Source organism: Bradyrhizobium amphicarpaeae (assembly GCF_002266435.3).
In the GTDB taxonomy this organism is placed as follows: Bacteria; Pseudomonadota; Alphaproteobacteria; order Rhizobiales; family Xanthobacteraceae; genus Bradyrhizobium; species Bradyrhizobium amphicarpaeae.
In genome coordinates, this window is record NZ_CP029426.2 from 5577159 (window position 1) to 5599225 (window position 22067).

Consider the following 22067-nt stretch of genomic DNA (forward strand, 5'->3'; position numbering starts at 1 on the left):
AAAGGTTGCGCGAAACATAGCGGCCAAAGCCTGGATGTCAAGGCGATGCGGCCGTTCTCGCGCGATTTTGGCAGTGTAGCGGTGTTCCCCGGGTTGGGCGAGAGGTAAATTCGGAAACCTAGGCCGAAAACCGTCCATGCATGACGGCGGCGAGCCATCCCCTCGCCTCCTCGGGCTTCACCCATTCGAACTCCGGCAATTGGTGCCGGAACCAGGTGAATTGCCGCTTGGCGTAGTGGCGGGTATCGGCGCGGCCGATTCCTGCGGCGTCCTCCAGGCTGAGCTCACCGCGCAGATGTCGGATCAGGGCCGGCACGCCATGAGCCTTCATCGCGGGCAGCAGCGGATCGAGATGGCGGGCGGCGAGCCGCTCGACCTCCCTCAGCGCGCCGGCGCCCAGCATGGCGTCGAAGCGGGCATCGATGCGGGCATAGAGTTCGTCCCGTTCGGGCGCGAGAAACACCGCGCGAAAACTGTCTTTCGGCAGCAACGGCGGCTGACCTTCCCTGTGCCAATCGAGCAGCGAACGACCGGTCGCCTCGACCACTTCGAGCGCGCGCGCGATGCGGGTGCGGTCACGCAGGTTCAATCGTTCGGCCGCACTGGGGTCGCGACGCGCCAGTTCCGCATGCAGCGCCTCGGCGCCGTTGCGTTCCAGCCGTGCGCGCACGTCCTCGCGCACCTCGGCAGGAATTGGCGGCACCACGGAGAGCCCCGCTGTCAGCGCCTTGAAATAGAGCCCGGTGCCGCCGATGAAGATCGGCAGGCGGCCTTGCTCTTTCGCGTCTTCGAGCGCCTTGGCGGCATCGCTCACCCAGGCACCGGCCGAAAAATTCACGCCCGCATCGACATGACCGTACAGGCGATGCGGCGCGCGCGCTTCCTCGTCCTGCGTGGGGCGTGCCGTGATGATCCTGAGGTCGCGATAGACCTGCATGGAATCGGCATTGATGACGACGCCGCCCGTGCGGAGGGCAAGCTCCAGCGCCAGCGCCGACTTGCCGCTGGCGGTCGGGCCTGCGATAAGCACGGCCTCGCCAACCTGCCTTCTGCCGACCTGCTCCTCGCTCACGAAAACCTCAAATGTCCCTCGTCGCCACGCTGATCTGCAACCCCGACAACCCCGCGCTCGATACCACCATCGTCGATGGGGCCCGCGCCGTGCTGCCCCAGGCAGCACCCGCGCACTGGCTGTTCGACGGGGTTGCGGTCGACATTCCCTTCGGCGCCGACAGTAACCTCGAAGGCGACCGTCACGCCATCGAGCAGCGGCTCCGCGAGCTTCGCGGCGACCTGCCCATCGACATCGTGGTGCAGCCTGTCGGCTTCAGGCGCAAGAAACTTTTTCTCGCCGACATGGATTCCACCATGATCGGCCAGGAATGCATCGACGAGCTCGCCGACCTCGTCGGGATGAAAGCTCACGTCGCGGGCATCACCGAACGCGCCATGCGCGGTGAGATCGAGTTCGAGCCGGCGCTGCGCGAGCGCGTGGCGCTGCTGAAGGACCTGCCCGCCGGCGTGGTCGACGAAGTCCTGGCCAAGCGCATCACGCTGACCCCGGGCGGCCGTGAGCTGGTCGCGACCATGCGCGCCCACGGCGCCTATACCTGCCTCGTCTCCGGCGGCTTCACGCTGTTCACGACCGCGGTCGCCGCCAAGATCGGTTTCCAGGAGAACCGCGCCAACGAGCTCGTCGTGCGCGACGGCAAGCTCACCGGCGAGGTGAAGGAGCCGATTTTGGGCCGCGCCGCGAAGCTCGCGACGCTGGTGGATTTGATGGAATCGTTCGACCTCGACGACATCGACTCGGTGGTGGTGGGCGATGGCGCCAATGATCTGGCGATGATCCAGGCGGCGGGGCTCGGCGTGGCCTATCACGCCAAGCCGGCCGTGGCGGCGGCGGCGGCGGCGCGGATCGACCACGGCGATCTCACGGCGCTGCTCTATGCGCAAGGGTATCGGCGCGATGACTTCGTGGAGGGGTAAGCTCCCCTCCGCCGTCATGCCCCGCGAAGGCGGGGCATCCAGTACGCCGCGCCCCATCGAGGACTCACTGCCGGCTCTGGGATACTGGATCACCCGCCTTCGCGGGTGATGACAGTGAGTGTGGGGCTAAGACCGCGCCTTACTGCACGCTCAGCGCCACGAACCGCAGTTCGCCGTCTGCATTCGAGACCAGCAGCAGCACCGACTTCTTGCCGTCCTTCTTGAGTTGATCAACCCGCTTCTGGATGTCGGCGCCGCTGGACACCGCCTCCTGCGCGACCTCGACGATAACGTCGCCGGCAGAGAGGCGCTTTTCGGCGGCGTCGGAATTGGCGTCGACATTGGTGACGACCACGCCCTTGACGCTGTCCTTGATCTTGTAACGCGTGCGCAGATCCTTGTTCAGCGCGGCAAGGTCAAGGCCCAGCGCCTTCTGCGTCACCGGCTTCTCGGGTGCGGGCTCGTCGGTCTTCACCGCGGCCTGCACCTTGTCGGGATCCTGGAGGCGGCCGAGCGTGACTTTCTTGGTCTCCTCCTGGCCCTTGCGGATGACGACGACGTCGACCTCCTTGCCGACTGCGGTGTCGGCGACGACGCGGGACAGGTCCTTCGGATCCTTGACGTCCTTGCCGTCGAACTTGACGACGACGTCGCCCGGCTCGATGCCGGCCGGCTTGGCGGGCCCCTTGTCGTCGACGCCCGCAACCAGCGCACCGCGCGCCGGCTTGATGTTGAGGCTCTCGGCGATCTCGTCGGTGACGCTCTGGATCCGCACCCCCAGCCAGCCGCGGCGCAGCTCGCCGAACTGACGGAGCTGGTCGACGACGCCCGCGACCGTCTTCGACGGCACGGCGAAGCCGATGCCGATCGAGCCGCCCGAGGGCGAGATGATCAGCGTGTTGACGCCGATGACGTCGCCATCGAGGTTGAACAGCGGACCGCCGGAATTGCCGCGGTTGATGGAGGCGTCGGTCTGGATGTAGCTGTCATAGGGACCCGAGGAGATGTCGCGGTTCTTGGCCGAGACGATGCCGGCCGTCACCGTGCCGCCCAGGCTGAACGGGTTGCCGATCGCGACCACCCATTCGCCGAGGCGCAGCTTGTCGCTATCGCCGAACTTCACCGCGATCAGCGGCTTGGTTGGCTTGAACTTCAGCACCGCAAGATCGGTCTTCTTGTCGACGCCGACCAGCTCGGCCTTGATCTTGGTGCCGTCGTTGAGGATGACGTTGATCTCGTCGGCGTCCGCGATGACGTGGTTGTTGGTGACGACGATGCCTGACGTGTCGATGATGAAGCCAGATCCGAGCGAGTTGGTCTTGCGCGGCGGGCTGTTTTCACCGCCCTTGCTACCGCCAGGGCCCTTGCGGTTCTTGAAGAAGTCGTCGAAGAACTCCTCGAAGGGCGAGCCGGGCGGCAATTGCGGCATGGCGTTGCTGCCGCCGCCCTTGGCCTCGACGGTCTGCGAGGTCGAGATGTTGACGACCGCGTCGATCACCTTCTCGGCGACGTCGGCGATGCCCTCCGGTCCGCGCGCATAGGCCGGCGTGCCGAGCGCGCCGAAAGCAGCGACGGCGATCGCGGCCAGCCCAATTCGCACACCAAGTCGCGAGCGGGACGGAGCAAGGATGGCAGCGGTCATTGTGATCTCCAGAGAGAGGGATTCGGCGCCAGACTGCGCTTGACGGGGGGACGGCGCAAGCGCGGAGCTTAACGGGCTCAGGACCCCGACAATACGGCGAAAACCGGTCTTTCGCCTTCACTTTGGCGTTGGCGCGACGCCTAAATCGGGCGTCGCATCACCCAGATCAGGACCAGGCCGGCGACGGCCGAACCGATCCCGACCGCGCGCAGGATGTTGTCCGGCGTGGCGATGGCGCTCTTCATGGCCTTGCGCATCCAGTTGGGACTGGCCGCGAACATCAAGCCTTCCAGCACGAACAGGATGCCCAGGCCGATGAGGAAATCGGTGAACGCAATGGACCTCATCGGATCGGAACCTCCCGGTATATTGTTCTTGTCTGGACGAAGGGCGGCGAAATCCGCCGCCCTGTGTCTAGCTTATGGCTTCGCCGGCGTCTCGGTCGCCATCTTGCCGGACGGGTTACTGAAGTACCGGAAGAAATCCGAGTCCGGCCGCAGCAGGAAGCGGGTATCGTTCGAACGCAGCCCGTTCTCGTAAGCCGTCATCGACCGGTAGAAGGCGAAGAAGTCGGCATCCTTGCTGTAGGCTTCGGCGAACAGGCGGTTGCGCTCGGCATCGCCCGCACCCCGGGTCTGCTCGGCCTGCGAATTCGCCTCGGCAACGATGACGGTTGCCTCACGATCGGCCTTGGACTTGATCTCCTGGGCCTTCTGTCCGCCCTGGGCGCGGAACTCGGCGGCTTCGCGCTCACGCTCGGTCTTCATGCGCTGGTAGACCGCCTGGCTGTTCTGCTCCGGCAGGTCGGCGCGCCGGATCCGAACGTCGACGACCTGAATGCCGTAGCCGTCGGCCTCGCGATCGAGCTGGTCGCGGATGCGCTGCATCAGCTTCTCGCGGTCGTCCCGCACCACGTTGATGAAGGTGACCTCGCCGAGCACACGGCGCAGCGCCGCGTTCAGGAGCGTGGTGAGCTGGATGTTGGCGGCCTGGATCGAGCCGATGCTCTGATAGAAGCGCAACGCGTCCTTGATGCGATAGCGTGCGAAGGCGTCGACAACGAGCCGCTTCTGGTCGGACGCGATCGCTTCCTGCGACGGGTTCTCGAGATCGAGGATCCGCTTGTCGATGTTGATCACCGAGTTCCACGGCGCCTTGAAATGCAGGCCGGGATCGGTGACGACGTCGACGGGCCGGCCGAACTGCAGCACGATGGTCTGCTCGGTCTGCTGCACCGTGAACAGCGACATGTAGCCGACGATCACGACGAGCAGGAGGGCGAGCAGCGTGACGATACCTGTAACCGGGGACCTCATCGGCTGCCTCCGCTCGAGGGCTGACCGGTGGTAGGCGGCCGCTTGGCCGTCAGCTCATTGAGCGGCAGATAGGGCACGACGCCCTGGCCGGACTGGCCGCCGTCATAAATGAGCTTTTCCGAGCCGCCGAGCACGCGCTCCATCGTCTCCAGATAGATTCGTTCACGCGTCACGTCGGGCGCCTTCTTGTATTCCTCGTAAACCTTCAGGAAGCGAGCGCTCTGGCCCTTGGCCTCGGCGACCGCCTGCTCCTTGTAGCCTTCAGCGGCCTGAAGAATCTGCGCCGAGCGGCCGCGCGCCTGCGGCACCACCTGGTTGGCGTAAGTCTGCGCCTCGTTCTGCAACTGCTCGAGATTGGCGCGCGCGGCCTGGACGTCGCGGAAGGCGTCGATCACCTGCGCCGGCGGGTCGACCTTCTGCATCTGCACCTGGCTGATCTGAATGCCGGCACCGTAGGTGTCCAGAGTCTTCTGGATCAGTTCCTGCACGCCCTGTTCGGTGACGTTGCGCGCACCGGTCAGGATCGGCTGGATCTGCGAGCGGCCGATCACCTCGCGCATGGAGCTTTCGGCGACCGCTTTCACGGTGCCCTCGGGATTCTGGATGTTGAAGAGGAAGTCGCCGACACCGTCCGGCTTGATGCGCCAGAGCACGGTGAAGTCGACATCCACGATGTTCTCGTCACCGGTCAGCATCAGGCTCTCTTCGGGCACGTCCCGAATGGAACGGCCGCGCCGTGCCGGGTCGTCGATCAGCGTCATGCCGATCGAGATGGTGTTGACGCGCAGCGCCTTCGGCAGCAGCACGGTCTCGATCGGATAGGGCAGATGATAGTTCAGGCCAGGCTGCACGGTGCGGACGTGCTTGCCGAAGCGCAGCACGACGCCAAGTTCTTCGGACTGCACGCGGAAGAAGCCCGACAACAACCAGAACGCGGCGATCAGCAGCACGATCAGCGTGATGCCTATGCCGGAGAAATAGCCTCCGGGCATGATCTGCTGGAGGCGGTCCTGGCCGCGCCGCAGAAGGTCTTCCAGATCCGGCGGCCTCGGCCCGACCGGTTGCGGGCCTGAGCCCCATGGTCCCTTCGGACCCGAGCCCCATGGGCCACCGCCCTGATTCTTCCACGGCATTCGACGCTCTCCTCGGCAGGGTGGAATTGCCCCCGCCCGCTTTGTCCGGTCCGCTTTATAGGGGACAGGCAAGTCCCTTACAACGCAGCGGTGACCGTCTTCCGAGCTATGCTCGGGCACGAAAAAGTCAATGTAAACATTGAAGAAAGCGGTTAATGGCCGCGCCGCCGACGATATGTCACATAGGAGTATTCGGCGCAGTCCTCGGCTCCGGCAGGCTGGCGGACGCGCGCGACCTCATCCCATTCCGCCTTGTCGATGTCGAAATGCGTGTCGCCTTCGGGCCGCGCATGCACTTCGGTGATTTCGAGGCGATCGGCGCGATCGAGCCATTGCCGATAGATCTCGGCGCCGCCGATCACCACGATCTCAGTGACCGAACGCCGCAGGGCATCGCCAAGCGCAACCGCGCCGGCATCCGCGGACGATGTCGTGACGATGGCGCCATTGGCACGATAATCCGCATCGCGCGTGATCACGATGTTGGTGCGGCCCGGCAGCGGTCGGCGTGGCAGGGATTCGAAGGTCTTGCGGCCCATGACCACGGGCTTGCCGATCGTGAGCGCCTTGAAGCGCGCCATGTCGGACTTCAATCGCCACGGGATCGCGTTGCCCGCGCCGATGACGCCGTTCTCGGCAATCGCGATGACGAAGACGATCTCCATCAGGACGCACTCCCGGCAAGCCGCGTCAGCGCCGGACCGGTGACGCGGCACAGCGTCCAGTCGTCCATCATGACCGCGCCAAGCGATTTATAGAACGCGATTGACGGCGTATTCCAGTCGAGCACCGCCCATTGCAGGCGGGACCAGCCGTTGTCGACGCATTCCTTGGCGAGATAGACCAGCAGCGCCTTGCCGAGGCCCCTGCCCCGATGCGACGGCCGCACGTAGAGGTCTTCGAGATAGATGCCGTGGCGACCGCTGAAGGTGGAGAAATTCGTAAACCAGACCGCGAAGCCGACGGCCTCGCCGTTCCACTCGGCGATCGCGCAATAGAGCTGCGGCCGTTCGCCGAACAGCGCCTCGGCGATATCGGCCTTGGTCGCCTCGACCTCGTGCGAGAGCTTTTCGTATTCGGCGAGCTCACATACGAAAGCAAGAACGAGGCCGGCTTCGCCCGGGCGCACACGACGGATGTTGAGTGCCATCGACGCTAGACCGCGACTTCCGCCTTGATGTGCGGATGCGGGTCGTAGCCGACGAGTTCGAAATCCTCATATCGGAAGGAGAAGATGTCCTTCACCTCGGGATTGATCCGCATCACCGGCAGCGGACGCGGGGCACGCGTCAGCTGAAGCCGCGCCTGCTCCAGATGGTTGGAATAAAGGTGCGTGTCGCCGAACGAATGCACGAAGTCGCCGGGCTTCAGGCCGGTGACCTGGGCTACCATCATCGTGAGCAGCGCGTAGGAGGCGATGTTGAAGGGCACGCCGAGGAAGACGTCGGCCGAACGCTGATAGAGCTGGCACGACAGCTTGCCGTTGGCGACATAGAACTGGAACAGCAGATGGCACGGCGGCAGCGCCATCTTGTCGACGTCGGCGGGATTCCAGGCGGTGACGATCAGCCGGCGCGAATCCGGGGTGCGCTTGATCATGTCGACGACCTTGGCGATCTGGTCGATGCTGCCGCCATCAGGCGTCGGCCACGAGCGCCATTGATGCCCGTAGACCGGGCCAAGGTCGCCATTGGCGTCGGCCCACTCGTCCCAGATGGTGACGCCGTTGTCGCGCAGATATTTGATGTTGGTGTCGCCCTTCAGGAACCACAACAGCTCGTGGATGATCGCCTTCAGCGGCAGCCGCTTGGTCGTCAGCATCGGGAAGCCGGCCGACAGATTGAAGCGCATCTGATGGCCGAACACCGACAGCGTGCCGGTACCGGTCCGATCGGTCTTCTCAACGCCGTCTGAAAGAATCCGCTCGAGCAGGTCCTGATACTGGTGCATGTGCGACTGAGCCTTTGGGGAGGCGGCGAACTTAACGGCGCCCCCTGCGGTACGACAGCAGCGATTCGCTGCCTGCACAGATTATACCCGGAAAAATGAGCATCCCGGCGCAAACGACAAGGGGCGGAACTCGCGTCCCGCCCCTCACCTATCGACTTGAAAGTGCTGGTTAAGTTGCCGGCTTGAGCACCGGGGTCCACTTCGCGATCTCGTTCTTGACGAGGGTCGCCAGAGCCTCCGGCGTCCGCTCGGCAGGGCCCGGGATGACACTGCCGAGCTCGAGCAGGCGCTTCTTCACGGTCTCGTCGTCGAGCGCCTTGCTGGCCGCAGCGTTCAGGCTGGCCAGGATCGCCGGCGAAGTTCCCTTGGGCGCGAACATCGCGTTCCAGGCCTGGGCCTGGAATTTCGGCAGGCCCGCTTCCGCCGTGGTCGGCACGTTCGGCAGCGACGGATTGCGCTCCGGCGTTGCGATCGCATAGGCCTTGATGGTGCCGGCATTGACCTGCGGCACGGCGTTGACGATCTGGTCGCACATGTAGTCGACCTGCCCCGCCACCAGCGCGTTCATCGCCGGTCCGGTGCCGTTGAAGGGCACGCCGACCGGCTTGATGTCGAGGATCGAGTGCAGGAGCTCGCAGGAGACGTGCGAGACCGAGCCGACGCCGGCATGGGCAGCGTTCACCTTCTCGGCGTTGGCCTTCACATAGGCCACGAACTCCTTCAAATCCTTCGGCGGAAAGTCCTTGCGCGCGAGGATCAGGATCGGGGTGCCCGCGAGCAGCGCGATCGGCTCGAAGTCCCTTTCGGGATGATAGGCAAGCTTGGGATAGAGCGGCACCGATGCGGCATGGGTGCCCATGTGCCCTGTGATCAGGGTGTAGCCGTCATTGGCTGCGCGCGCGGCGCGCGTGGTCGCGGTGGTGCCGCCGGCGCCGACCACGTTCTCGATGATGATGCTCTGGCCCAGCGTCTGCGCCATATGCCCGGTGACGATGCGCGAGATCACGTCGGTCGGTCCGCCGGCCGCGAACGGCACGATCATGGTGATGCTGCGCGTCGGATAAGTCTGCGCCTCAGCCGGCGCAACAAAAGCGGATAGAGACGCAAGCGCTGCGGCACAGGCGCCCGTGAGCGCGCGAATGAAGGTCATGTCGATCCCCGTATCGGTCCTTGGACACAAACAATTGGATACCAAACAAAATGCCGGCCCGAAGGCCGGCATTTTCATTTCACGAAGCCGTCACACGAGTCGATCCGACTTCAGCATGCGGCGCACCGACGCAGGCGCCCTCAGTTCTCGGATTCGGTGAACACCTCGTCGCGTTTGGAACGCAACGCGGGCAGCACCGTGAGCACCAGAAGGAAGGCCGCGATCCCCAGCAGCACCGCCGACAGCGGACGCGTCAGGAACACGCTCCAGTCGCCGCGCGAGATCAGCAGCGCGCGGCGCAGATTCTCTTCCATCAGCGGTCCGAGCACCATGCCGAGCAGCAGCGGAGCCGGCTCGAAATCGTGCTTGATCAACCAGTAGCCGACCAGACCGAACACGCCCGCGAGAATGACGTCCACCGGCGCGTTGTTCACCGAGTAGATGCCGATCGCGCAGAAGATCACGATCGAGGGGAACATCAGCCGGTACGGCACGCGGAGCAGCCGCACCCAGATTCCGACCAGCGGCAGGTTGATGATGATCAGCATCAGATTGCCGATCCACATCGAGGCGATCATGCCCCAGACGAGGTCGGGCTGCTTCTGCATCACCTGCGGGCCCGGCACGATGCCGTGAATGGTCATCGCACCGACCATCAGCGCCATCACCGCGTTCGGCGGGATGCCGAGCGTCAGCAGCGGAATGAAGGACGTCTGCGCCGCCGCGTTATTGGCGCTTTCCGGCCCCGCCACGCCTTCGATCGCGCCGCGACCGAACCGCGACGGGTCCCTGGCGAGCTTTTTCTCGAGCGTGTAGGCCGCAAACGACGCGATCACCGCGCCGCCGCCCGGCAGAATGCCGAGGATCGAGCCGAGCGCGGTACCGCGCAGGATCGCTGGCGCCGAGTCCTTCAGGTCCTTCCTGGTCGGCATCAGGCCGGTGATCTTCTGCTGCACGAGGTCGCGATTCATCTCGGCGCCGGCGTCGAGGTTGCGGATGATCTCGGCGAAGCCGAACACACCCATCGCCACCGTCGCGAAGCCGAGACCGTCGGCAAGCTCCGGAATGTTGAAGGCCATACGCGAGGCGCCGGTCTCGATGTCCGAGCCGACCATCGACAGCAGCAGGCCGAACACGATCATCGCGATCGCCTTCAGCACCGAGCCCTTGGCCAGCACGACCGCGAAAATCAGGCCGAGCACCATCAGCGAGAAATATTCGGCCGGACCGAACGCCAGCGCAAGCTTGGTCAGCGGCGCGCCGAGCACGGCAATGAGCACGGTCGCAACGCAGCCGGCGAAGAACGAGCCGATCGCCGCAATCGCCAGCGCCGGGCCGGCGCGGCCCTGCTTGGCCATCTGGTGACCGTCGATAGCGGTGACGACCGATGTCGCCTCACCGGGAATATTGACCAGGATCGACGTGGTCGAGCCGCCATATTGGGCGCCGTAATAGATACCGGCCAGCATGATCAGCGCGCCGACCGGCGGCAATCCGAACGTGATCGGAAGCAGCATCGCGACGGTGGCGATGGTGCCGATGCCCGGGAGCACGCCGACCAGAGTGCCGACGAGGGCGCCGATCAGGCACATCAGGAGGTTGATCGGGGAGAACGCGACGGCGAAGCCGTGAGCGAGGTTGGCAAAGAGATCCATTACGCCCTCACTGAACCAGGAAACGCGGGAACATCGGCATCGGCAGCCCGAGTACGTATGGAAAAAGCACAGCACAACCGAGCGTCAGGCAGGCGCCGACGATGGCCGCCTCCACCCAGCGCGTCTCATGCGATCCTGTCGCCGCTATCATGAAACTGACGAAGGCAGAGACCACGACGCCGAGCGGTCGGATCGCCAATGCGAAGAACAGGATCGCCGCCATCACGAACATCGGCCCGCGCCAGGCATAATGGGACATCCCCGGCCCATCGGTCAAAAGACCGGTCAGGGCAATGGCGGCGGACAAGGCGACCAGCAACCCGCCGAACATCCGCGGTGCGGTGCCGGCACCAAAGGAGAAGCCGCGCATGCCCTGCAGATCGCTCGAGGCCCACAGCGCGAACAGCCCCAGCGCCATCAGAATGACACCGCCGACATAGTCCTGCGCCGACCGGATGGTCATGAACAGCGTGACGATCGCCACCGCAAAGATCGGATAGGAGTAGATCAGCGCGAGCAGCACATCGGATGACGCCTTCTTGCTGTCACCGCTGGCGGCCCCGATCAACGCACCGGGCGCACCGGCAAGCAGCGCGGTGGCGTGGTTGATCACGACTGTAGCCGGGCCGCGGCCCGCGCCCCAACCGAAAATCGTCCCTATCGACCAGATGAATTCGAAAATCTGCGGCGCTATCGCCAGCAGACAGAAGCCGATCGCCATCGATGTGTTTCGAGTGGCTGTCGCCGAGTGGCCCATCGTATCGGCCATGCATGTCTCCTCCGCGACCCCTAAGTCACGAGCACTGTTGTTCTAATCGGCTGGAAATTGATCCCCCGCCCGGCTCACTGCCTAGCGATTTTCATTACACAATGCCAGCAAAACCCAAAAGGCCCCCGGCGAGCAAAAGCCACAGCGGATTGATGCGCGAGACGGAGGCGATCACCGCAACCATTGCGGTCAGAAGCACTGCAGCAATTGTGCGATCGGTCGACTGGGCCAGGATCAGGGCACTCGCTGCCATCAATCCGATCGAGAGCGGAACCAGTGCAGCCTGAATCAGGGCGGGCCAGCGCGATTGGCTGGGCCGATTCAGCAGCCGGCTGACATAATAGGCAAGCAGAGCCGTTGGCAGGCACATCGCCAGCGTCGCCGCCAATGCGCCGGGGATGCCGGCGACGGCATAGCCGATTAACGTCACGATAAGCACGTTTGGTCCCGGCGAGAGCTGGGCGATCGCATAAGCGTCGGTGAACTGCTTGTCGGTCATCCAGTGATGCACCTCGACCGCGATGCGGTGCATCTCGGGCACCGCCGCCGCGGCGCCGCCGACCGCGAACAGCGACATCAGTCCAAAGGTCGAGATCAGCGCCCAGATCGGATTCTCGGAGTTCATGCTGCTACTTTCCGCCGCAGGAAAAAAGTGGCGCCGATGCTGAGGGGAATCGCGACCAGCAGCACCGCCGGAAGCGGCAGGCGGAGCACCCCGATGGCGAGGAACACGCCGGCCATCAAGACCAGCGCGAGGGGATCCGTCCGCTTCAGCAGCGGCGTCATCATGCGGAGGACAACCGCGATCAAGAGACCGACCGCGGCGCAGGAGATGCCGGCGAGGCTGCGGCGCAGCACCTCGAGGTCGCCAAAGCGGGCATAGGCGATCGCGAGCACCGTCATGATCAGGGTCGGCGGCAGCAACAGCCCGGTAAAGGCGGCAACCCCGCCGGCGACGCCGCGCAGCCGCGACCCGAACACCATCGACAGATTGACGATGTTGGGCCCGGGCAGGAAATGGCAGAGCGCAAAGGTCTCGTTGAACTCGTCCGCCGTCATCCAGCGGTGCTGTTCGACGATCGCCCGCCGGGCAAACACCAAAACCCCGCCGAAACCGGCCAGCGACATTCTGGCGAAGGCCAGAAACAGCGCGAGCAGACCGGGGGGAGCGGGGGCGAAATCCGGCTCTTGCACGGCCGGTGCTGAATCCGAGGACATGTCAGGAGCTTAGAACGCCGGCCGCCACGCGGCCAAGGTCAAGCTGGGCTCGGAGCGGAACCTATCCAAAGGGAACCGCACCCTGGGCGCTCGAAACCCCTGTTTTTCGAAACGTTTGCCCCCTATATTGGGGGTGCCGGTTCGCCGGCTATGGAAATAAACGGTCGTCGCAATAAACCATTCGGACCCGGGGGCGGTACCCGGCGCCTCCACCAAAGCCCACCGATCTTCGGGCTTCAGCCTGCCGAAAGGCGGGTTTTGGCGGGGGCGAAATAGGATCGACGAGGGCGTAAAGGGCGAACTTTTTCCCGGTATTGTTCCGCCGTTATCGGGCTATGCAATAGTTGCCAACGACAACTTTGCTCCGGTTGCTCAGGCTGCGTAACGCAGTTTGAAAGACCATTCTGAAGTCCTAACGGGTTAAGCTCCGTTAGGCGGGGTTCGGAGGCACCTGGCAACAGAAGCCTCCACTTTACTCTCGATTTCTTCCCCGGCGGGGACTCCTGCTGACCCGTCAGGCGCGATACTATTGCAGCTTGGCGAGTCGGGTCGGCACGATCCGGCTTCGGGGATGCAACAGGACCACCATGGCGACCGATCATATCCGATACGATGTGCTGGCCCGCGACGCGCTGCGCGGCGTGCTGCGGAAGGTGCTGACCGATGCCGCGTCCCAGGGACTGCCGGGCGAGCACCATTTCTTCATCACCTTCGTGTCGAAGGCCGAGGGCGTGAAGCTGTCGCCGCGGCTGCTGGCGCAATATCCGGAAGAGATGACGATCATCCTGCAGCATCAGTTCTGGGACCTCACCGTGCTCGAAGACCGCTTCGAGGTCGGGCTGTCCTTCGGCGGCATCCCGGAACGGCTGATCGTGCCGTTCAGCGCCATCAAGAGCTTCCTTGATCCGTCCGTGAAGTTCGGCCTGCAGTTCGACACCTCCGATGTCGCCGAGGTCGCGCCGGAGAATTTGCCGGCTGCCCCCGCTCCCTCGGCCGTAGCGGTGCCCGCCGCCGCCACGGAAAAGGCCGAGACCCCGGAAGAGCCGACCCCGCCGAACCAGGGCGGCGCCGAAGTGGTGCGGCTCGATCGTTTCCGCAAGAAATGATCTAGGTTGGGCTGGAGCCCCGTCGCGCGCGGCCGAACTCCCTATATAGAGAAGCACATGAAGGAGCCGCGCGGCGTTTCGCGCGGCAGAATGGATGTGCTCATGGCCAAAGCCGCCCGCGCGAAGACCGCCCGTCCCGCCACCCGCATCGAGACCGACAGTTTCGGTCCCATCGAAGTCCCTGCCGACCGCTATTGGGGCGCGCAGACCGAACGCTCGCGGCAGAATTTCCGCATCGGCACCGATCGGATGCCGATCTCGCTCGTGCACGCGCTCGGCATCGTCAAGCTCGCGGCTGCGCAGTCCAACCTCGAGCTCGGCCTGCTCGACCGCCGCCGCGCAGACGCCATCATCCGCGCCGCGCGCGAGGTGATCGAGGGCCGGCTCGACGACCATTTCCCGCTGGTGGTGTGGCAGACCGGCTCGGGCACCCAGAGCAACATGAACCTCAACGAGGTGATCGCCAACCGCGCCAATGAATTGCTCGGCGGCGAGCTCGGCGCCAAGAAGCCGGTGCATCCCAACGACCACGTCAACATGAGCCAGTCGTCGAACGATTCGTTTCCGACCGCCATGCACATCGCGGCCGCCAGCCGCATCACTGCCGATCTCGTCCCTGCCCTCGGTGAGCTGCTCCGCGCGTTGCGCAAGAAGGAGAAGGCGTTCGCAAAAATCGTGAAGATCGGCCGCACCCATACCCAGGATGCGACGCCGCTGACGCTCGGCCAGGAGTTCTCCGGCTATGCGGCGCAGGTCGAGAGCGGCATCGCCCGGCTCAAGGTTGCCGTGAAGGAGCTCCATCCGCTGGCGCAGGGCGGCACCGCGGTCGGCACCGGCCTCAACTCCAAGCCGCGCTTTGCCAAGCTGTTCGCAAGGCACGTTGCTTCGATCACCAAGCTGCCCTTCACCAGCGCCGCCAACAAATTCGAGGCGCTGGCCTCGAACGATGCCTATGTGCTGGTGCACGGCGCCATCAATTCGGTGGCGACAGGCCTGTTCAAGATCGCCAACGACATCCGCCTGTTGGGATCAGGCCCGCGCTCGGGGCTGGGCGAGTTGATCCTGCCGGAGAACGAGCCGGGCTCCTCGATCATGCCGGGCAAGGTCAATCCGACCCAGTGCGAGGCGATGACCATGGTGTGCTGCCAGGTGTTCGGCAATCATACTGCGATCACGGTGGCCGGCAGCCAGGGCCATTTCGAGCTCAACGTCTACAAGCCCGTGCTCGCCTACAACATGCTGCACTCGATCCGCCTGATGGCGGATGCCGCGCGGTCCTTCACCGAACATTGCGTGAGCGGCATCCGTGCCGACGAAAAGCGCATAAGCGAGCTGATGCAGCGCTCGCTGATGCTGGTAACGGCGCTCGCCCCGAAGATCGGCTACGACAACGCCGCCAAGGTGGCCAAGACCGCCCATGCCAACGGCACCACGTTGAAGGAGGAGGCGCTGCGGCTCGGCTTCGTCTCGGCCGACGAGTTCGACCGCCTGGTGCGCCCCGAGAAGATGACCAGCCCGGGGTAAAACTCCGAATTCCGATAGCCATCCGTAATGATACGGACGCTGGGCGCCCCAGAAATGTGCGGCTTTGGGGGCGGGATTTGATTACCGTCAATGTTCCGGCAAGACGGCGTGCTACGCAGGCCTTTCCGCCCCTCGACGGGGGCCAAATTCATCGTTTGATGGCCTAAGCGGCCGATTGACGAGGACAAGCGAATGGCGATCAAGTCTTTTGGGGCGCAGCGCTGCACCCTGTTTCTGAATGTTTCATCCTGCCTGGAAAGGATCGGATGATGGAGACGCGGCATGGGGAACGTCATCAATCTGAATCGTTTCCGGAAACGCGCCGAGCGGGAAGCCTCGGCGAAGCAGGCGGACGCCAACCGGACGAAGTTCGGCCGCACGAAGGCGGAACGGTCGTCGCAGGAGGCCTGCGCGGACAAGGCGAAGGCGCATCTGGACCAGCATCAGCTGGACCAGCATCAGATCGATCGCGAGGAGCAGCCATGAAGTCGCCCGTCGTGAAACGGTCGATCGTCGTCGCCGGGCACAAGACCAGCGTCAGCCTGGAAGAAGCGTTCTGGAACGGCATGAAAGAGATCTCCGGCCTGCGCAACATGACGTTGTCCGAGCTGGTCGGCGAGATCGACAACAACCGCCAGCAGGGCAATCTGTCGTCGGCGATCCGTCTGTTCGTCCTGGACTACTTCAAGAGCCGGGCCATGGCCCCCCAGCCGGACAAGGTCCCGGCCCAGTAGCTGCCGGAGCGCCTTCGACGGCGCTCCGCCACCCGTACTTTATAATCGCTCTAAGGTGCGGTTTCAGCGAGCACGCGCGCTTGACCTCAATGCCTTGCGTTGAAAATACAGGGCATGACCGACACCAATGACACGCGCCCGCATATGCCGCTGGGTCTGGCCCATCGCGGCTATACCGGCGTCATCCAGCATCTTTCCGCTCGCGAGGCGGGTTCGGCGCTCTCCGACATCGAGCTCGAGAGCCGTCTGATCGAGCTCGGCTTCGTCGAGGGCGCCCGGGTCGAGATCCTGCACGAGGGGCTGGTCGGGCGCGACCCGATCGCCGTGCGGGTCGACAACATCACGATTGCGGTCCGCCGCCGCGAAGCCATGGCCGTCATCGTCGCCTAGATGGCGACCGGACCTCTGATCCCGGACCAGTGATTCCATGGAATTACCCCTGCTGCATCTCGCCCTGGTGGGCACGCCGAATAGCGGCAAGACCTCGCTGTTCAACGCCCTGACCGGCAGCCGGCAGAAGGTCGCGAACTATCCGGGCGTCACCGTCGAGCGCAAGGAAGGCTTCTTCGTCACGCCCCTGGGACGCCAGGTCTCGCTGGTCGACCTGCCCGGCACCTATTCGCTGCGCGGCCGCAGCCCGGACGAGGAGATCACCCGCGACTTCGTGCTCGGCAAGGCCTCAGGCGAGACCGTCCCCGATCTCGTGCTGTGCGTGGCCGATTCGACCAATCTGCGGCTGACCATCCGCCTGCTGCTCGAGCTGAAGCGCACCGGGCGGCCGATGGCCCTCGTGCTCAACATGTTCGACATCGCGGCCCGCCGCGGCATCACCGTCGACGTCGAGCGGCTCGCCAAGGAGCTCGGCCTGCCCGTGGTCACCTCGATCGCGGTGCGCAAGGGCGGCACCGCCGACCTTCTGAAGCTGACCGACGAAATCGCCGCAAAGCTCGCCGAGCCGGAGGCGAACAGCTGGCGCGCGCTCAGCGTCGCCGAGCTGCGCGCGACCCAGCGCGAGGCCGATCGCATCATCGCCGACTGCGTCAGCCTGCCTGCCAGGCCCGACACCTGGACCGCGCGGATCGACGGGATCGTGCTGCATCCGGTCGGCGGCCTCATCGTGCTCATGCTGATCCTGTTCGTGATGTTCCAGGCGGTGTTCGCCTGGGCACAGCCGCTGATGGAGCTGCTCAATTCGGGCTTCGATGCGCTCGGCGAGCTCGTTCACGCCACCCTGCCCGCCGGCCTGCTGCAGAGCTTCCTCCAGAACGGCGTGATCTCTGGCGTCGGCAGCGTCATCGTGTTCCTGCCGCAGATCATCATCATCTTCCTGTTCATTCTGCTCCTGGAAGATTTCGGCTACATGGCGCGCGCTGCGTTCCTGATGGACCGCATCATGGGCGGCGCCGGCCTGCACGGCCGCGCCTTCATTCCGCTGCTGTCGAGCTTTGCCTGCGCCATTCCCGGCATCATGGCGACGCGCGTGATCGACAACAAGCGCGACCGGCTGACCACGATCCTGATCGCGCCGCTGATGACCTGCTCGGCGCGCATTCCGGTCTACACGCTGATCATCTCCGCCTTCATTCCCGCGAAGGAGGTCTGGGGCTTCATCAATCTGCAGGGCCTCGTGATGTTCGGCCTCTACGCCGCCGGCATCATCAGCGCGCTTGCCGTCTCGTTCCTGATCAAGTTCTTCATGCTGCGCGACTATGCGCCGGCGCCGTTCATGCTGGAGCTGCCCGACTACAAGATGCCGCGGCTGAAATCGATCGCGATCGGCGTCTACACCCGCGCCAAGATGTTCCTGGTGCGCGCCGGCACCACGATCTTCTCGATGATGGTGCTGATCTGGTTCCTGGCCTCGTTCCCGCAGCCGCCGGCGGGCGCCACCGAGCCCGCCATCGACTTCAGCCTGGCCGCGATCATCGGCAAGGCGCTCGAGCCGCTGCTCGCGCCGGTCGGCTTCAACTGGCAGATCGCGGTCGCGCTGATCCCGGGCATGGCGGCGCGCGAGGTCGCTGTCGCAGCACTCGGCACCGTCTATGCGATCGAAGGCGGCAAGGAAGCGGCGGAGCAGATCGGCCAGGTGCTGGCGACGAAATGGTCGCTCGCCACCGCGCTGTCGATGCTGGCCTGGTACATCTTCGCTCCGCAATGCGCCTCGACGCTGGCCGTGATCCGGCGCGAGACCGGAAGCTGGACCTGGATGGCGGTGACGTTCACCTACATGCTGGTGCTGGCCTATGCCGCGAGCCTGCTGACCTACAATGTCGCGGTCGCCCTCGGCGCCGGCTAGCAGCCCCTCCCACAACAAAAAGTGCGAAAACAACCCCATGCACAGTAGACGGGGCTCGTGAAATCAATGGCTTAGGCGCAGGCAAAAATCGTCCGCCCAACGAACTCCGCCTTGGTAAGACCGGCGCGTCAGCGCGGGCGGTCCTGCCCATCGTCCGGATCGCTGTCCGGCTCCTCGATCAGCACCACCGGCTCGTCATAGCCTTTGCGGCTGCTGTAGAACACCAGCGCCATCAGGCCGACGCCGACCACCAGCGAGAACACGACGCCCAGCACCAGCGCGACATAGCCCGACGCGGGAACGCTGGTGTCGGTGCTGGTCCAGCCGAGATAGCCGAGGACGCCCGCGGCGGCGAGCATTGCGCACAAGACCGCAATGAGCAGCCATCTGGCGAGGTTGCCATGCGAGGCGGATGGCGCCGGTTGTCCGTCAGTGCCGTTCATGGAGCTTCTCCTCGAGAAGTCGTCGCGCCTCACGGCGCAGTGGCCTTGGTCGCGATCGCATGCAAGGCGCCCGTCATCGCCGCGACGGCAGCCTTCGCCGGCTCGCCGACGCCATGACGCCCGGCGAAATAGGCGGGGTCGTTGTAAGACAGCCACGTCGCGCCTTGGTCGTCCTGCCAGACCAGCGCCTTCAGCGGCAGGTCGATGCCGACAGTTTGCGCCTGCTGCATCAAGGGCGTGCCGCCCTTGGCGTTGCCGAAGATGATGAGATCGGTCGGCCGCAGCTGCAGGCCGACCGCGGCGGCACCCGCCGCATGATCGACATGAGCGAACACGGTGAAGCCCTTGGCCTTCACCTCCGCCTCCAGCCGTTTCATCGTGTCCTCGGGCCCGAAACTGCTCTTGATGGTGATGAGTCCGTCTGCGGCCATTGCCGGTGCCTCCCATGAACATGTCGCTGCGATCAGAACGAGTATCCTGATCAATATCGAAAGCTTCATCGCCCGCTCACTTCCTGCGGAACAGCTTGGCGGGATCGAACTCCGGTTGTGGAACGAAGCCGTCGCGATTGGGCATCCTGATTTTCGGCAGACTGTCCTTGTCCACCTTGCCGTCGGCGGGAATGATGCCGTTGAGGCTCAGGATGTAGGCGGTGACGGCATAGGTCTCCTCGGTGCTGAGCGAGCCCGGGGTCGGATAGGGCATCGCGCGATGGATGTAGTCGAACAAGGTCGTCGCATAGGGCCAGAAGCTCCCGACGGTCTTGACGGGCGCGTTGGATGCGAGTGTGCCCTGCCCCCCGGCGAGACGATCCTTGATGCCGCCCTGGCCGTTGTCGCCATGACAGGCCGCGCAATTGTCAGCGAAGACCTGCTTGCCCTGCACTGCCGTGCCACTGCCGTCGGGCAGGCCCTTGCCGTCCGGGCCGACGTCGATGTCCCACAGCTTGATCTCGGCAGGCGTCGCCGGACGGCCGAAGTCGAACGCCGACGCGGGTGCGGCGAGCAGGCCGACGGTGAGGATGCCGGCGAAAAGCAGCTTGTCATGCGAGAACATTGCGAACCCTCCCGGCGTCGTCGATGCTCCAGGTCTGCTGGGCGTTGTAGTGGAACAGGGCATTGGTCCCCATCGCGGCGATGAAGGTCTGCCGGTCCGGCTGGGCGTTGCCTTGTTCGTCGGTCGAGCGGCTGACAATCCGGGTCGGCTTGCCGTCCCAGACCCAATCCATCTGGAAGCGCACCTGCGCCTTGGACAATACCGGCTGAGCCAATTGCGCCTGCTTCCACGTTTGGGCGCCGTCGGTCGAGATCTCGACCTTGGCGATCTTGCCATGGCCGCTCCAGGCGAGACCTGAGATGCGGTTATAACCCGGCTGAATCTGCATCATGCCCGACGGCTGCGTGATGACTGAATTGGTCTCCATCCTCAGCTGGAATTGCCGTGCCTTGCCGTTCGCGAGCAGTTGCGTATAGCGCGCCGTCTCCCAGCGCGTCATCCACGGCGCGTTGCCGAATTTGAGGCGGCGCAGCCATTTGATGTTGAGGTTGCCTTCGAAGCCGGGCATCACCAGCCGCATCGGAAAGCCGTGCGCGGGACGCAGCGGTTCGCCGTTCTGTCCGTAGGCGACGAAGGCCTCGTTCACGATCTCCTCGGTGAGCGGAATGCTGCGGTCGACGCCCGCACCGTCTCCGCCCTCCGCCAGCATCCAGGTCGATCCCTTGTCCTTGGCGACGAGGTCGACCAGGAACTTCAGGGGCACGCCGGTCCACTCGTTGGTGCTGACGAGGCCGTGCGTGTTCTGCACCGTCAGATCCGGATCGGCCTTTTTCCAGTTTTCCCAGCCATTGCCGGTGCATTCGATGAATACGATTCGCGTGACCGACGGCATCCGCTTCAAATCGTCGAGGCTGAAGACCAGCGGCTTCTGCACCATGCCGTGAACCAGCAGCCGGTGCTGCGCGGGATCGATGTCGGGCACGCCGGAATGGCTGCGCTCGTAATGCAGATCGGTCGGCGTGATGTTGCCGACCAGCTTCTGGTGCGGCGTCTTGGAGTTGATGGCATCGCCCGGATCGACGTTCCGCTTGCCCGGTGTGGCCTCGGGAATGCGGTCGAGTTTGGCGAAACGGGAGCGCTCGCTGTGCGCGCTGAGATCGGCGCCTGGCGCGCGATCCGGGACGTCGGCCAGTGTCTCTGCCCGAGCTACCTCGCTTGCAGCGACCCCCACGAGGCCCGCCGACAAGCCGCCCACAAAGCCGCGGCGAGAAACGCCCGCGGATCGTGGCAAACTTTCGCTAGATGTCTTGAACGTCATAATATCTCCCGTCGGTCGTCGTGCGTTTTGAAAATCTCGGCGGCTTCCATTGGGTGACATTGACCGAACGCTGCGAAGATTGCCCGTTAGGTTGTGTTAGAAGCCATGAGGGACCGCTCCCCTCGTTCGCGCGATGGCCCGATCGGGGAATATCCGGCGCTCAATGACGGCGCCGCACGCGAGATCCAACCAACGTCGAAGCCGCGGCCTGATTCCATGGACCAATTCGTCACAGAACGACTGACCGCGGAGAGGCTGAACGGCAGTCACCTCGCCGACCTCGTCGCGCTGCATCAGGATCCCGACGTGTCACGCTATCTCGGCGGCGTACGTTCGGCGGAGACGACGAAGGCTTACCTCGGCATCAACATGGCCCATTGGGACCGGCACGGCTTCGGCCTTTGGGTGCTGCGGACGACAGATGGCGCGTTTGCCGGACGCGCAGGCGTTCGGCACATCCTTGTCGATGACGTCGATGAAATCGAGATTGCCTATGCGTTCCCGCGCAGCCTCTGGGGCCGGGGGTTTGCCAGTGAGGTCGCGACCGCCCTGACCAGGATCGGGCTGGCGGAGCTCGCCTTGCCGTCTCTCATCGGCATCGTCTATGCCGGCAATGTTGCGTCGCGCCGCGTGCTGGAGAAATCGAACTACCTGCTCGAGCGGAGCACCGACCGTCACGGCGAGGACGTGGTGATCTACCGCATCCAGCGGTGAGAGCCGCTGGACCTCCTGCGCGCTGACGACGACCGGCCCGGATGCGCCGCTCTCAGAGCGGCCCGGGCTGCGCCACGATCAAACCGGTATCCCCAGTCCGACCGGCCGATGTCG

At 64.7% G+C, this 22067-nt stretch carries 25 protein-coding genes and 1 other RNA gene; 9 read left to right on the forward strand and 17 right to left on the reverse strand.

The genetic code is table 11. The features are described from left to right. Nucleotides 1-118: 118 nt before the first annotated feature. Complete coding sequence (miaA, locus tag CIT40_RS26135) at nucleotides 119-1072, reverse strand: tRNA (adenosine(37)-N6)-dimethylallyltransferase MiaA (RefSeq protein WP_094893968.1); 954 nt, start codon at nucleotides 1070-1072, stop codon at nucleotides 119-121. A gap of 11 nt (nucleotides 1073-1083) precedes the next feature. Between miaA and serB the strand changes: the two genes are divergently transcribed. Beyond that, nucleotides 1084-1989, forward strand: a complete 906-nt coding sequence (gene serB / locus CIT40_RS26140) for a phosphoserine phosphatase SerB (RefSeq protein ID WP_094893967.1) — start codon at nucleotides 1084-1086, stop codon at nucleotides 1987-1989. Between the two features lie 139 nt (nucleotides 1990-2128). On the opposite strand, the gene CIT40_RS26145 is transcribed toward serB, so the two are convergent. The 12 genes from CIT40_RS26145 to CIT40_RS26200 form a co-directional block, all read right to left on the reverse strand. Beyond that, nucleotides 2129-3631, reverse strand: coding sequence for a Do family serine endopeptidase (locus CIT40_RS26145; RefSeq protein WP_094893966.1), 1503 nt, complete (start codon nucleotides 3629-3631; stop codon nucleotides 2129-2131). A 140-nt stretch (nucleotides 3632-3771) separates the two neighbouring features. Next, complete coding sequence (locus CIT40_RS26150) at nucleotides 3772-3978, reverse strand: DUF2065 domain-containing protein (protein ID WP_094893965.1); 207 nt, start codon at nucleotides 3976-3978, stop codon at nucleotides 3772-3774. A gap of 72 nt (nucleotides 3979-4050) precedes the next feature. Next, nucleotides 4051-4947, reverse strand: a complete 897-nt coding sequence (gene hflC, locus CIT40_RS26155; protein ID WP_094893964.1) for a protease modulator HflC — start codon at nucleotides 4945-4947, stop codon at nucleotides 4051-4053. Beyond that, entirely contained in the window at nucleotides 4944-6080 is a 1137-nt protein-coding gene (hflK, locus tag CIT40_RS26160) for an FtsH protease activity modulator HflK (protein ID WP_094893963.1), read from the reverse strand. The genes hflC and hflK overlap by 4 nt, the downstream gene beginning before the upstream one ends. Nucleotides 6081-6232: 152 nt before the next feature. Beyond that, entirely contained in the window at nucleotides 6233-6745 is a 513-nt protein-coding gene (locus CIT40_RS26165) for a dihydrofolate reductase (protein WP_094893962.1), read from the reverse strand. Then, nucleotides 6745-7230, reverse strand: coding sequence for a GNAT family N-acetyltransferase (locus CIT40_RS26170; RefSeq protein WP_094893961.1), 486 nt, complete (start codon nucleotides 7228-7230; stop codon nucleotides 6745-6747). The genes CIT40_RS26165 and CIT40_RS26170 overlap by 1 nt, the downstream gene beginning before the upstream one ends. Before the next feature lie 5 nt (nucleotides 7231-7235). After that, entirely contained in the window at nucleotides 7236-8030 is a 795-nt protein-coding gene (locus CIT40_RS26175) for a thymidylate synthase (protein ID WP_094893960.1), read from the reverse strand. Nucleotides 8031-8199: 169 nt separating this feature from the next. Continuing rightward, the gene (locus CIT40_RS26180; protein ID WP_094893959.1) at nucleotides 8200-9180 is read right to left on the reverse strand and encodes a tripartite tricarboxylate transporter substrate binding protein BugD; all 981 of its coding nucleotides are present in this window, start codon (nucleotides 9178-9180) and stop codon (nucleotides 8200-8202) included. Between the two features lie 140 nt (nucleotides 9181-9320). After that, nucleotides 9321-10835, reverse strand: coding sequence for a tripartite tricarboxylate transporter permease (locus tag CIT40_RS26185; protein WP_015684369.1), 1515 nt, complete (start codon nucleotides 10833-10835; stop codon nucleotides 9321-9323). Between the two features lie 7 nt (nucleotides 10836-10842). Continuing rightward, nucleotides 10843-11604: a tripartite tricarboxylate transporter TctB family protein gene (locus CIT40_RS26190; protein WP_094893958.1), complete on the reverse strand. Its 762-nt coding sequence runs from the start codon at nucleotides 11602-11604 to the stop codon at nucleotides 10843-10845. A gap of 94 nt (nucleotides 11605-11698) precedes the next feature. Further along, nucleotides 11699-12229 (reverse strand): chromate transporter, encoded by a 531-nt coding sequence (locus CIT40_RS26195; protein WP_094893957.1) that lies wholly within the window; start codon nucleotides 12227-12229, stop codon nucleotides 11699-11701. Further along, nucleotides 12226-12822, reverse strand: coding sequence for a chromate transporter (locus CIT40_RS26200; RefSeq protein ID WP_094893956.1), 597 nt, complete (start codon nucleotides 12820-12822; stop codon nucleotides 12226-12228). Before CIT40_RS26200 ends, CIT40_RS26195 begins: the two co-directional genes overlap by 4 nt. A 96-nt stretch (nucleotides 12823-12918) precedes the next feature. Here CIT40_RS26200 and ssrA point away from each other — a divergent pair. The 7 genes from ssrA to feoB all read left to right on the forward strand — a co-directional run bounded on the left by ssrA (nucleotide 12919) and on the right by feoB (nucleotide 18482). Further along, nucleotides 12919-13294, forward strand: a transfer-messenger RNA (tmRNA) gene (ssrA, locus tag CIT40_RS26205). Between the two features lie 115 nt (nucleotides 13295-13409). Continuing rightward, nucleotides 13410-13928, forward strand: coding sequence for an SspB family protein (locus tag CIT40_RS26210; protein WP_094893955.1), 519 nt, complete (start codon nucleotides 13410-13412; stop codon nucleotides 13926-13928). A gap of 90 nt (nucleotides 13929-14018) precedes the next feature. After that, nucleotides 14019-15452 carry a class II fumarate hydratase gene (gene fumC, locus CIT40_RS26215; protein ID WP_094894028.1) on the forward strand — a complete coding sequence of 478 codons (1434 nt, stop codon included), beginning with the start codon at nucleotides 14019-14021 and terminating at the stop codon, nucleotides 15450-15452. A 282-nt stretch (nucleotides 15453-15734) separates the two neighbouring features. Continuing rightward, the gene (locus CIT40_RS26220) at nucleotides 15735-15938 is read left to right on the forward strand and encodes a DUF4169 family protein (RefSeq protein ID WP_094893954.1); all 204 of its coding nucleotides are present in this window, start codon (nucleotides 15735-15737) and stop codon (nucleotides 15936-15938) included. Next, nucleotides 15935-16186, forward strand: coding sequence for a ribbon-helix-helix domain-containing protein (locus CIT40_RS26225; RefSeq protein ID WP_063202285.1), 252 nt, complete (start codon nucleotides 15935-15937; stop codon nucleotides 16184-16186). Before CIT40_RS26220 ends, CIT40_RS26225 begins: the two co-directional genes overlap by 4 nt. A gap of 114 nt (nucleotides 16187-16300) precedes the next feature. Next, nucleotides 16301-16576: a FeoA family protein gene (locus tag CIT40_RS26230; RefSeq protein WP_094893953.1), complete on the forward strand. Its 276-nt coding sequence runs from the start codon at nucleotides 16301-16303 to the stop codon at nucleotides 16574-16576. A gap of 37 nt (nucleotides 16577-16613) precedes the next feature. Beyond that, nucleotides 16614-18482, forward strand: a complete 1869-nt coding sequence (feoB, locus tag CIT40_RS26235) for a ferrous iron transporter B (RefSeq protein ID WP_094893952.1) — start codon at nucleotides 16614-16616, stop codon at nucleotides 18480-18482. A gap of 128 nt (nucleotides 18483-18610) precedes the next feature. On the opposite strand, the gene CIT40_RS26240 is transcribed toward feoB, so the two are convergent. From CIT40_RS26240 to soxC, 4 genes are all read right to left on the reverse strand, one after another. Continuing rightward, nucleotides 18611-18925, reverse strand: coding sequence for a hypothetical protein (locus CIT40_RS26240; RefSeq protein WP_094893951.1), 315 nt, complete (start codon nucleotides 18923-18925; stop codon nucleotides 18611-18613). A 29-nt stretch (nucleotides 18926-18954) separates the two neighbouring features. Next, on the reverse strand, nucleotides 18955-19356 hold the full coding sequence (locus CIT40_RS26245) for a DUF302 domain-containing protein (RefSeq protein ID WP_414645371.1): 402 nt from the start codon (nucleotides 19354-19356) through the stop codon (nucleotides 18955-18957). Between the two features lie 76 nt (nucleotides 19357-19432). Beyond that, complete coding sequence (locus CIT40_RS26250) at nucleotides 19433-19981, reverse strand: c-type cytochrome (protein ID WP_094893949.1); 549 nt, start codon at nucleotides 19979-19981, stop codon at nucleotides 19433-19435. Continuing rightward, on the reverse strand, nucleotides 19968-21152 hold the full coding sequence (gene soxC / locus CIT40_RS26255; RefSeq protein ID WP_244611853.1) for a sulfite dehydrogenase: 1185 nt from the start codon (nucleotides 21150-21152) through the stop codon (nucleotides 19968-19970). The genes CIT40_RS26250 and soxC overlap by 14 nt, the downstream gene beginning before the upstream one ends. A 303-nt stretch (nucleotides 21153-21455) precedes the next feature. On the opposite strand from soxC, the gene CIT40_RS26260 reads away from it, so the two are divergent. Continuing rightward, nucleotides 21456-21953: a GNAT family N-acetyltransferase gene (locus CIT40_RS26260; protein ID WP_094894027.1), complete on the forward strand. Its 498-nt coding sequence runs from the start codon at nucleotides 21456-21458 to the stop codon at nucleotides 21951-21953. Nucleotides 21954-22067 lie beyond the last annotated feature (114 nt).

Excerpts from the sequence above, each read along its gene's own strand:
- serB (WP_094893967.1), top strand. The coding sequence starts at position 1,084 with ATGTCCCTCGTCGCCACGCTGATCTGCAACCCCGACAACCCCGCGCTC.
- CIT40_RS26145 (WP_094893966.1), bottom strand. The coding sequence starts at position 3,631 with ATGACCGCTGCCATCCTTGCTCCGTCCCGCTCGCGACTTGGTGTGCGA.
- CIT40_RS26150 (WP_094893965.1), bottom strand. The coding sequence starts at position 3,978 with ATGAGGTCCATTGCGTTCACCGATTTCCTCATCGGCCTGGGCATCCTG.
- hflC (WP_094893964.1), bottom strand. The coding sequence starts at position 4,947 with ATGAGGTCCCCGGTTACAGGTATCGTCACGCTGCTCGCCCTCCTGCTC.
- hflK (WP_094893963.1), bottom strand. The coding sequence starts at position 6,080 with ATGCCGTGGAAGAATCAGGGCGGTGGCCCATGGGGCTCGGGTCCGAAG.
- CIT40_RS26165 (WP_094893962.1), bottom strand. The coding sequence starts at position 6,745 with ATGGAGATCGTCTTCGTCATCGCGATTGCCGAGAACGGCGTCATCGGC.
- CIT40_RS26170 (WP_094893961.1), bottom strand. The coding sequence starts at position 7,230 with ATGGCACTCAACATCCGTCGTGTGCGCCCGGGCGAAGCCGGCCTCGTT.
- CIT40_RS26175 (WP_094893960.1), bottom strand. The coding sequence starts at position 8,030 with ATGCACCAGTATCAGGACCTGCTCGAGCGGATTCTTTCAGACGGCGTT.
- CIT40_RS26180 (WP_094893959.1), bottom strand. The coding sequence starts at position 9,180 with ATGACCTTCATTCGCGCGCTCACGGGCGCCTGTGCCGCAGCGCTTGCG.
- CIT40_RS26185 (WP_015684369.1), bottom strand. The coding sequence starts at position 10,835 with ATGGATCTCTTTGCCAACCTCGCTCACGGCTTCGCCGTCGCGTTCTCC.
- CIT40_RS26190 (WP_094893958.1), bottom strand. The coding sequence starts at position 11,604 with ATGGCCGATACGATGGGCCACTCGGCGACAGCCACTCGAAACACATCG.
- CIT40_RS26195 (WP_094893957.1), bottom strand. The coding sequence starts at position 12,229 with ATGAACTCCGAGAATCCGATCTGGGCGCTGATCTCGACCTTTGGACTG.
- CIT40_RS26200 (WP_094893956.1), bottom strand. The coding sequence starts at position 12,822 with ATGTCCTCGGATTCAGCACCGGCCGTGCAAGAGCCGGATTTCGCCCCC.
- CIT40_RS26210 (WP_094893955.1), top strand. The coding sequence starts at position 13,410 with ATGGCGACCGATCATATCCGATACGATGTGCTGGCCCGCGACGCGCTG.
- fumC (WP_094894028.1), top strand. The coding sequence starts at position 14,019 with ATGGATGTGCTCATGGCCAAAGCCGCCCGCGCGAAGACCGCCCGTCCC.
- CIT40_RS26220 (WP_094893954.1), top strand. The coding sequence starts at position 15,735 with ATGGGGAACGTCATCAATCTGAATCGTTTCCGGAAACGCGCCGAGCGG.
- CIT40_RS26225 (WP_063202285.1), top strand. The coding sequence starts at position 15,935 with ATGAAGTCGCCCGTCGTGAAACGGTCGATCGTCGTCGCCGGGCACAAG.
- CIT40_RS26230 (WP_094893953.1), top strand. The coding sequence starts at position 16,301 with ATGACCGACACCAATGACACGCGCCCGCATATGCCGCTGGGTCTGGCC.
- feoB (WP_094893952.1), top strand. The coding sequence starts at position 16,614 with ATGGAATTACCCCTGCTGCATCTCGCCCTGGTGGGCACGCCGAATAGC.
- CIT40_RS26240 (WP_094893951.1), bottom strand. The coding sequence starts at position 18,925 with ATGAACGGCACTGACGGACAACCGGCGCCATCCGCCTCGCATGGCAAC.
- CIT40_RS26245 (WP_414645371.1), bottom strand. The coding sequence starts at position 19,356 with ATGGCCGCAGACGGACTCATCACCATCAAGAGCAGTTTCGGGCCCGAG.
- CIT40_RS26250 (WP_094893949.1), bottom strand. The coding sequence starts at position 19,981 with ATGTTCTCGCATGACAAGCTGCTTTTCGCCGGCATCCTCACCGTCGGC.
- CIT40_RS26260 (WP_094894027.1), top strand. The coding sequence starts at position 21,456 with ATGGACCAATTCGTCACAGAACGACTGACCGCGGAGAGGCTGAACGGC.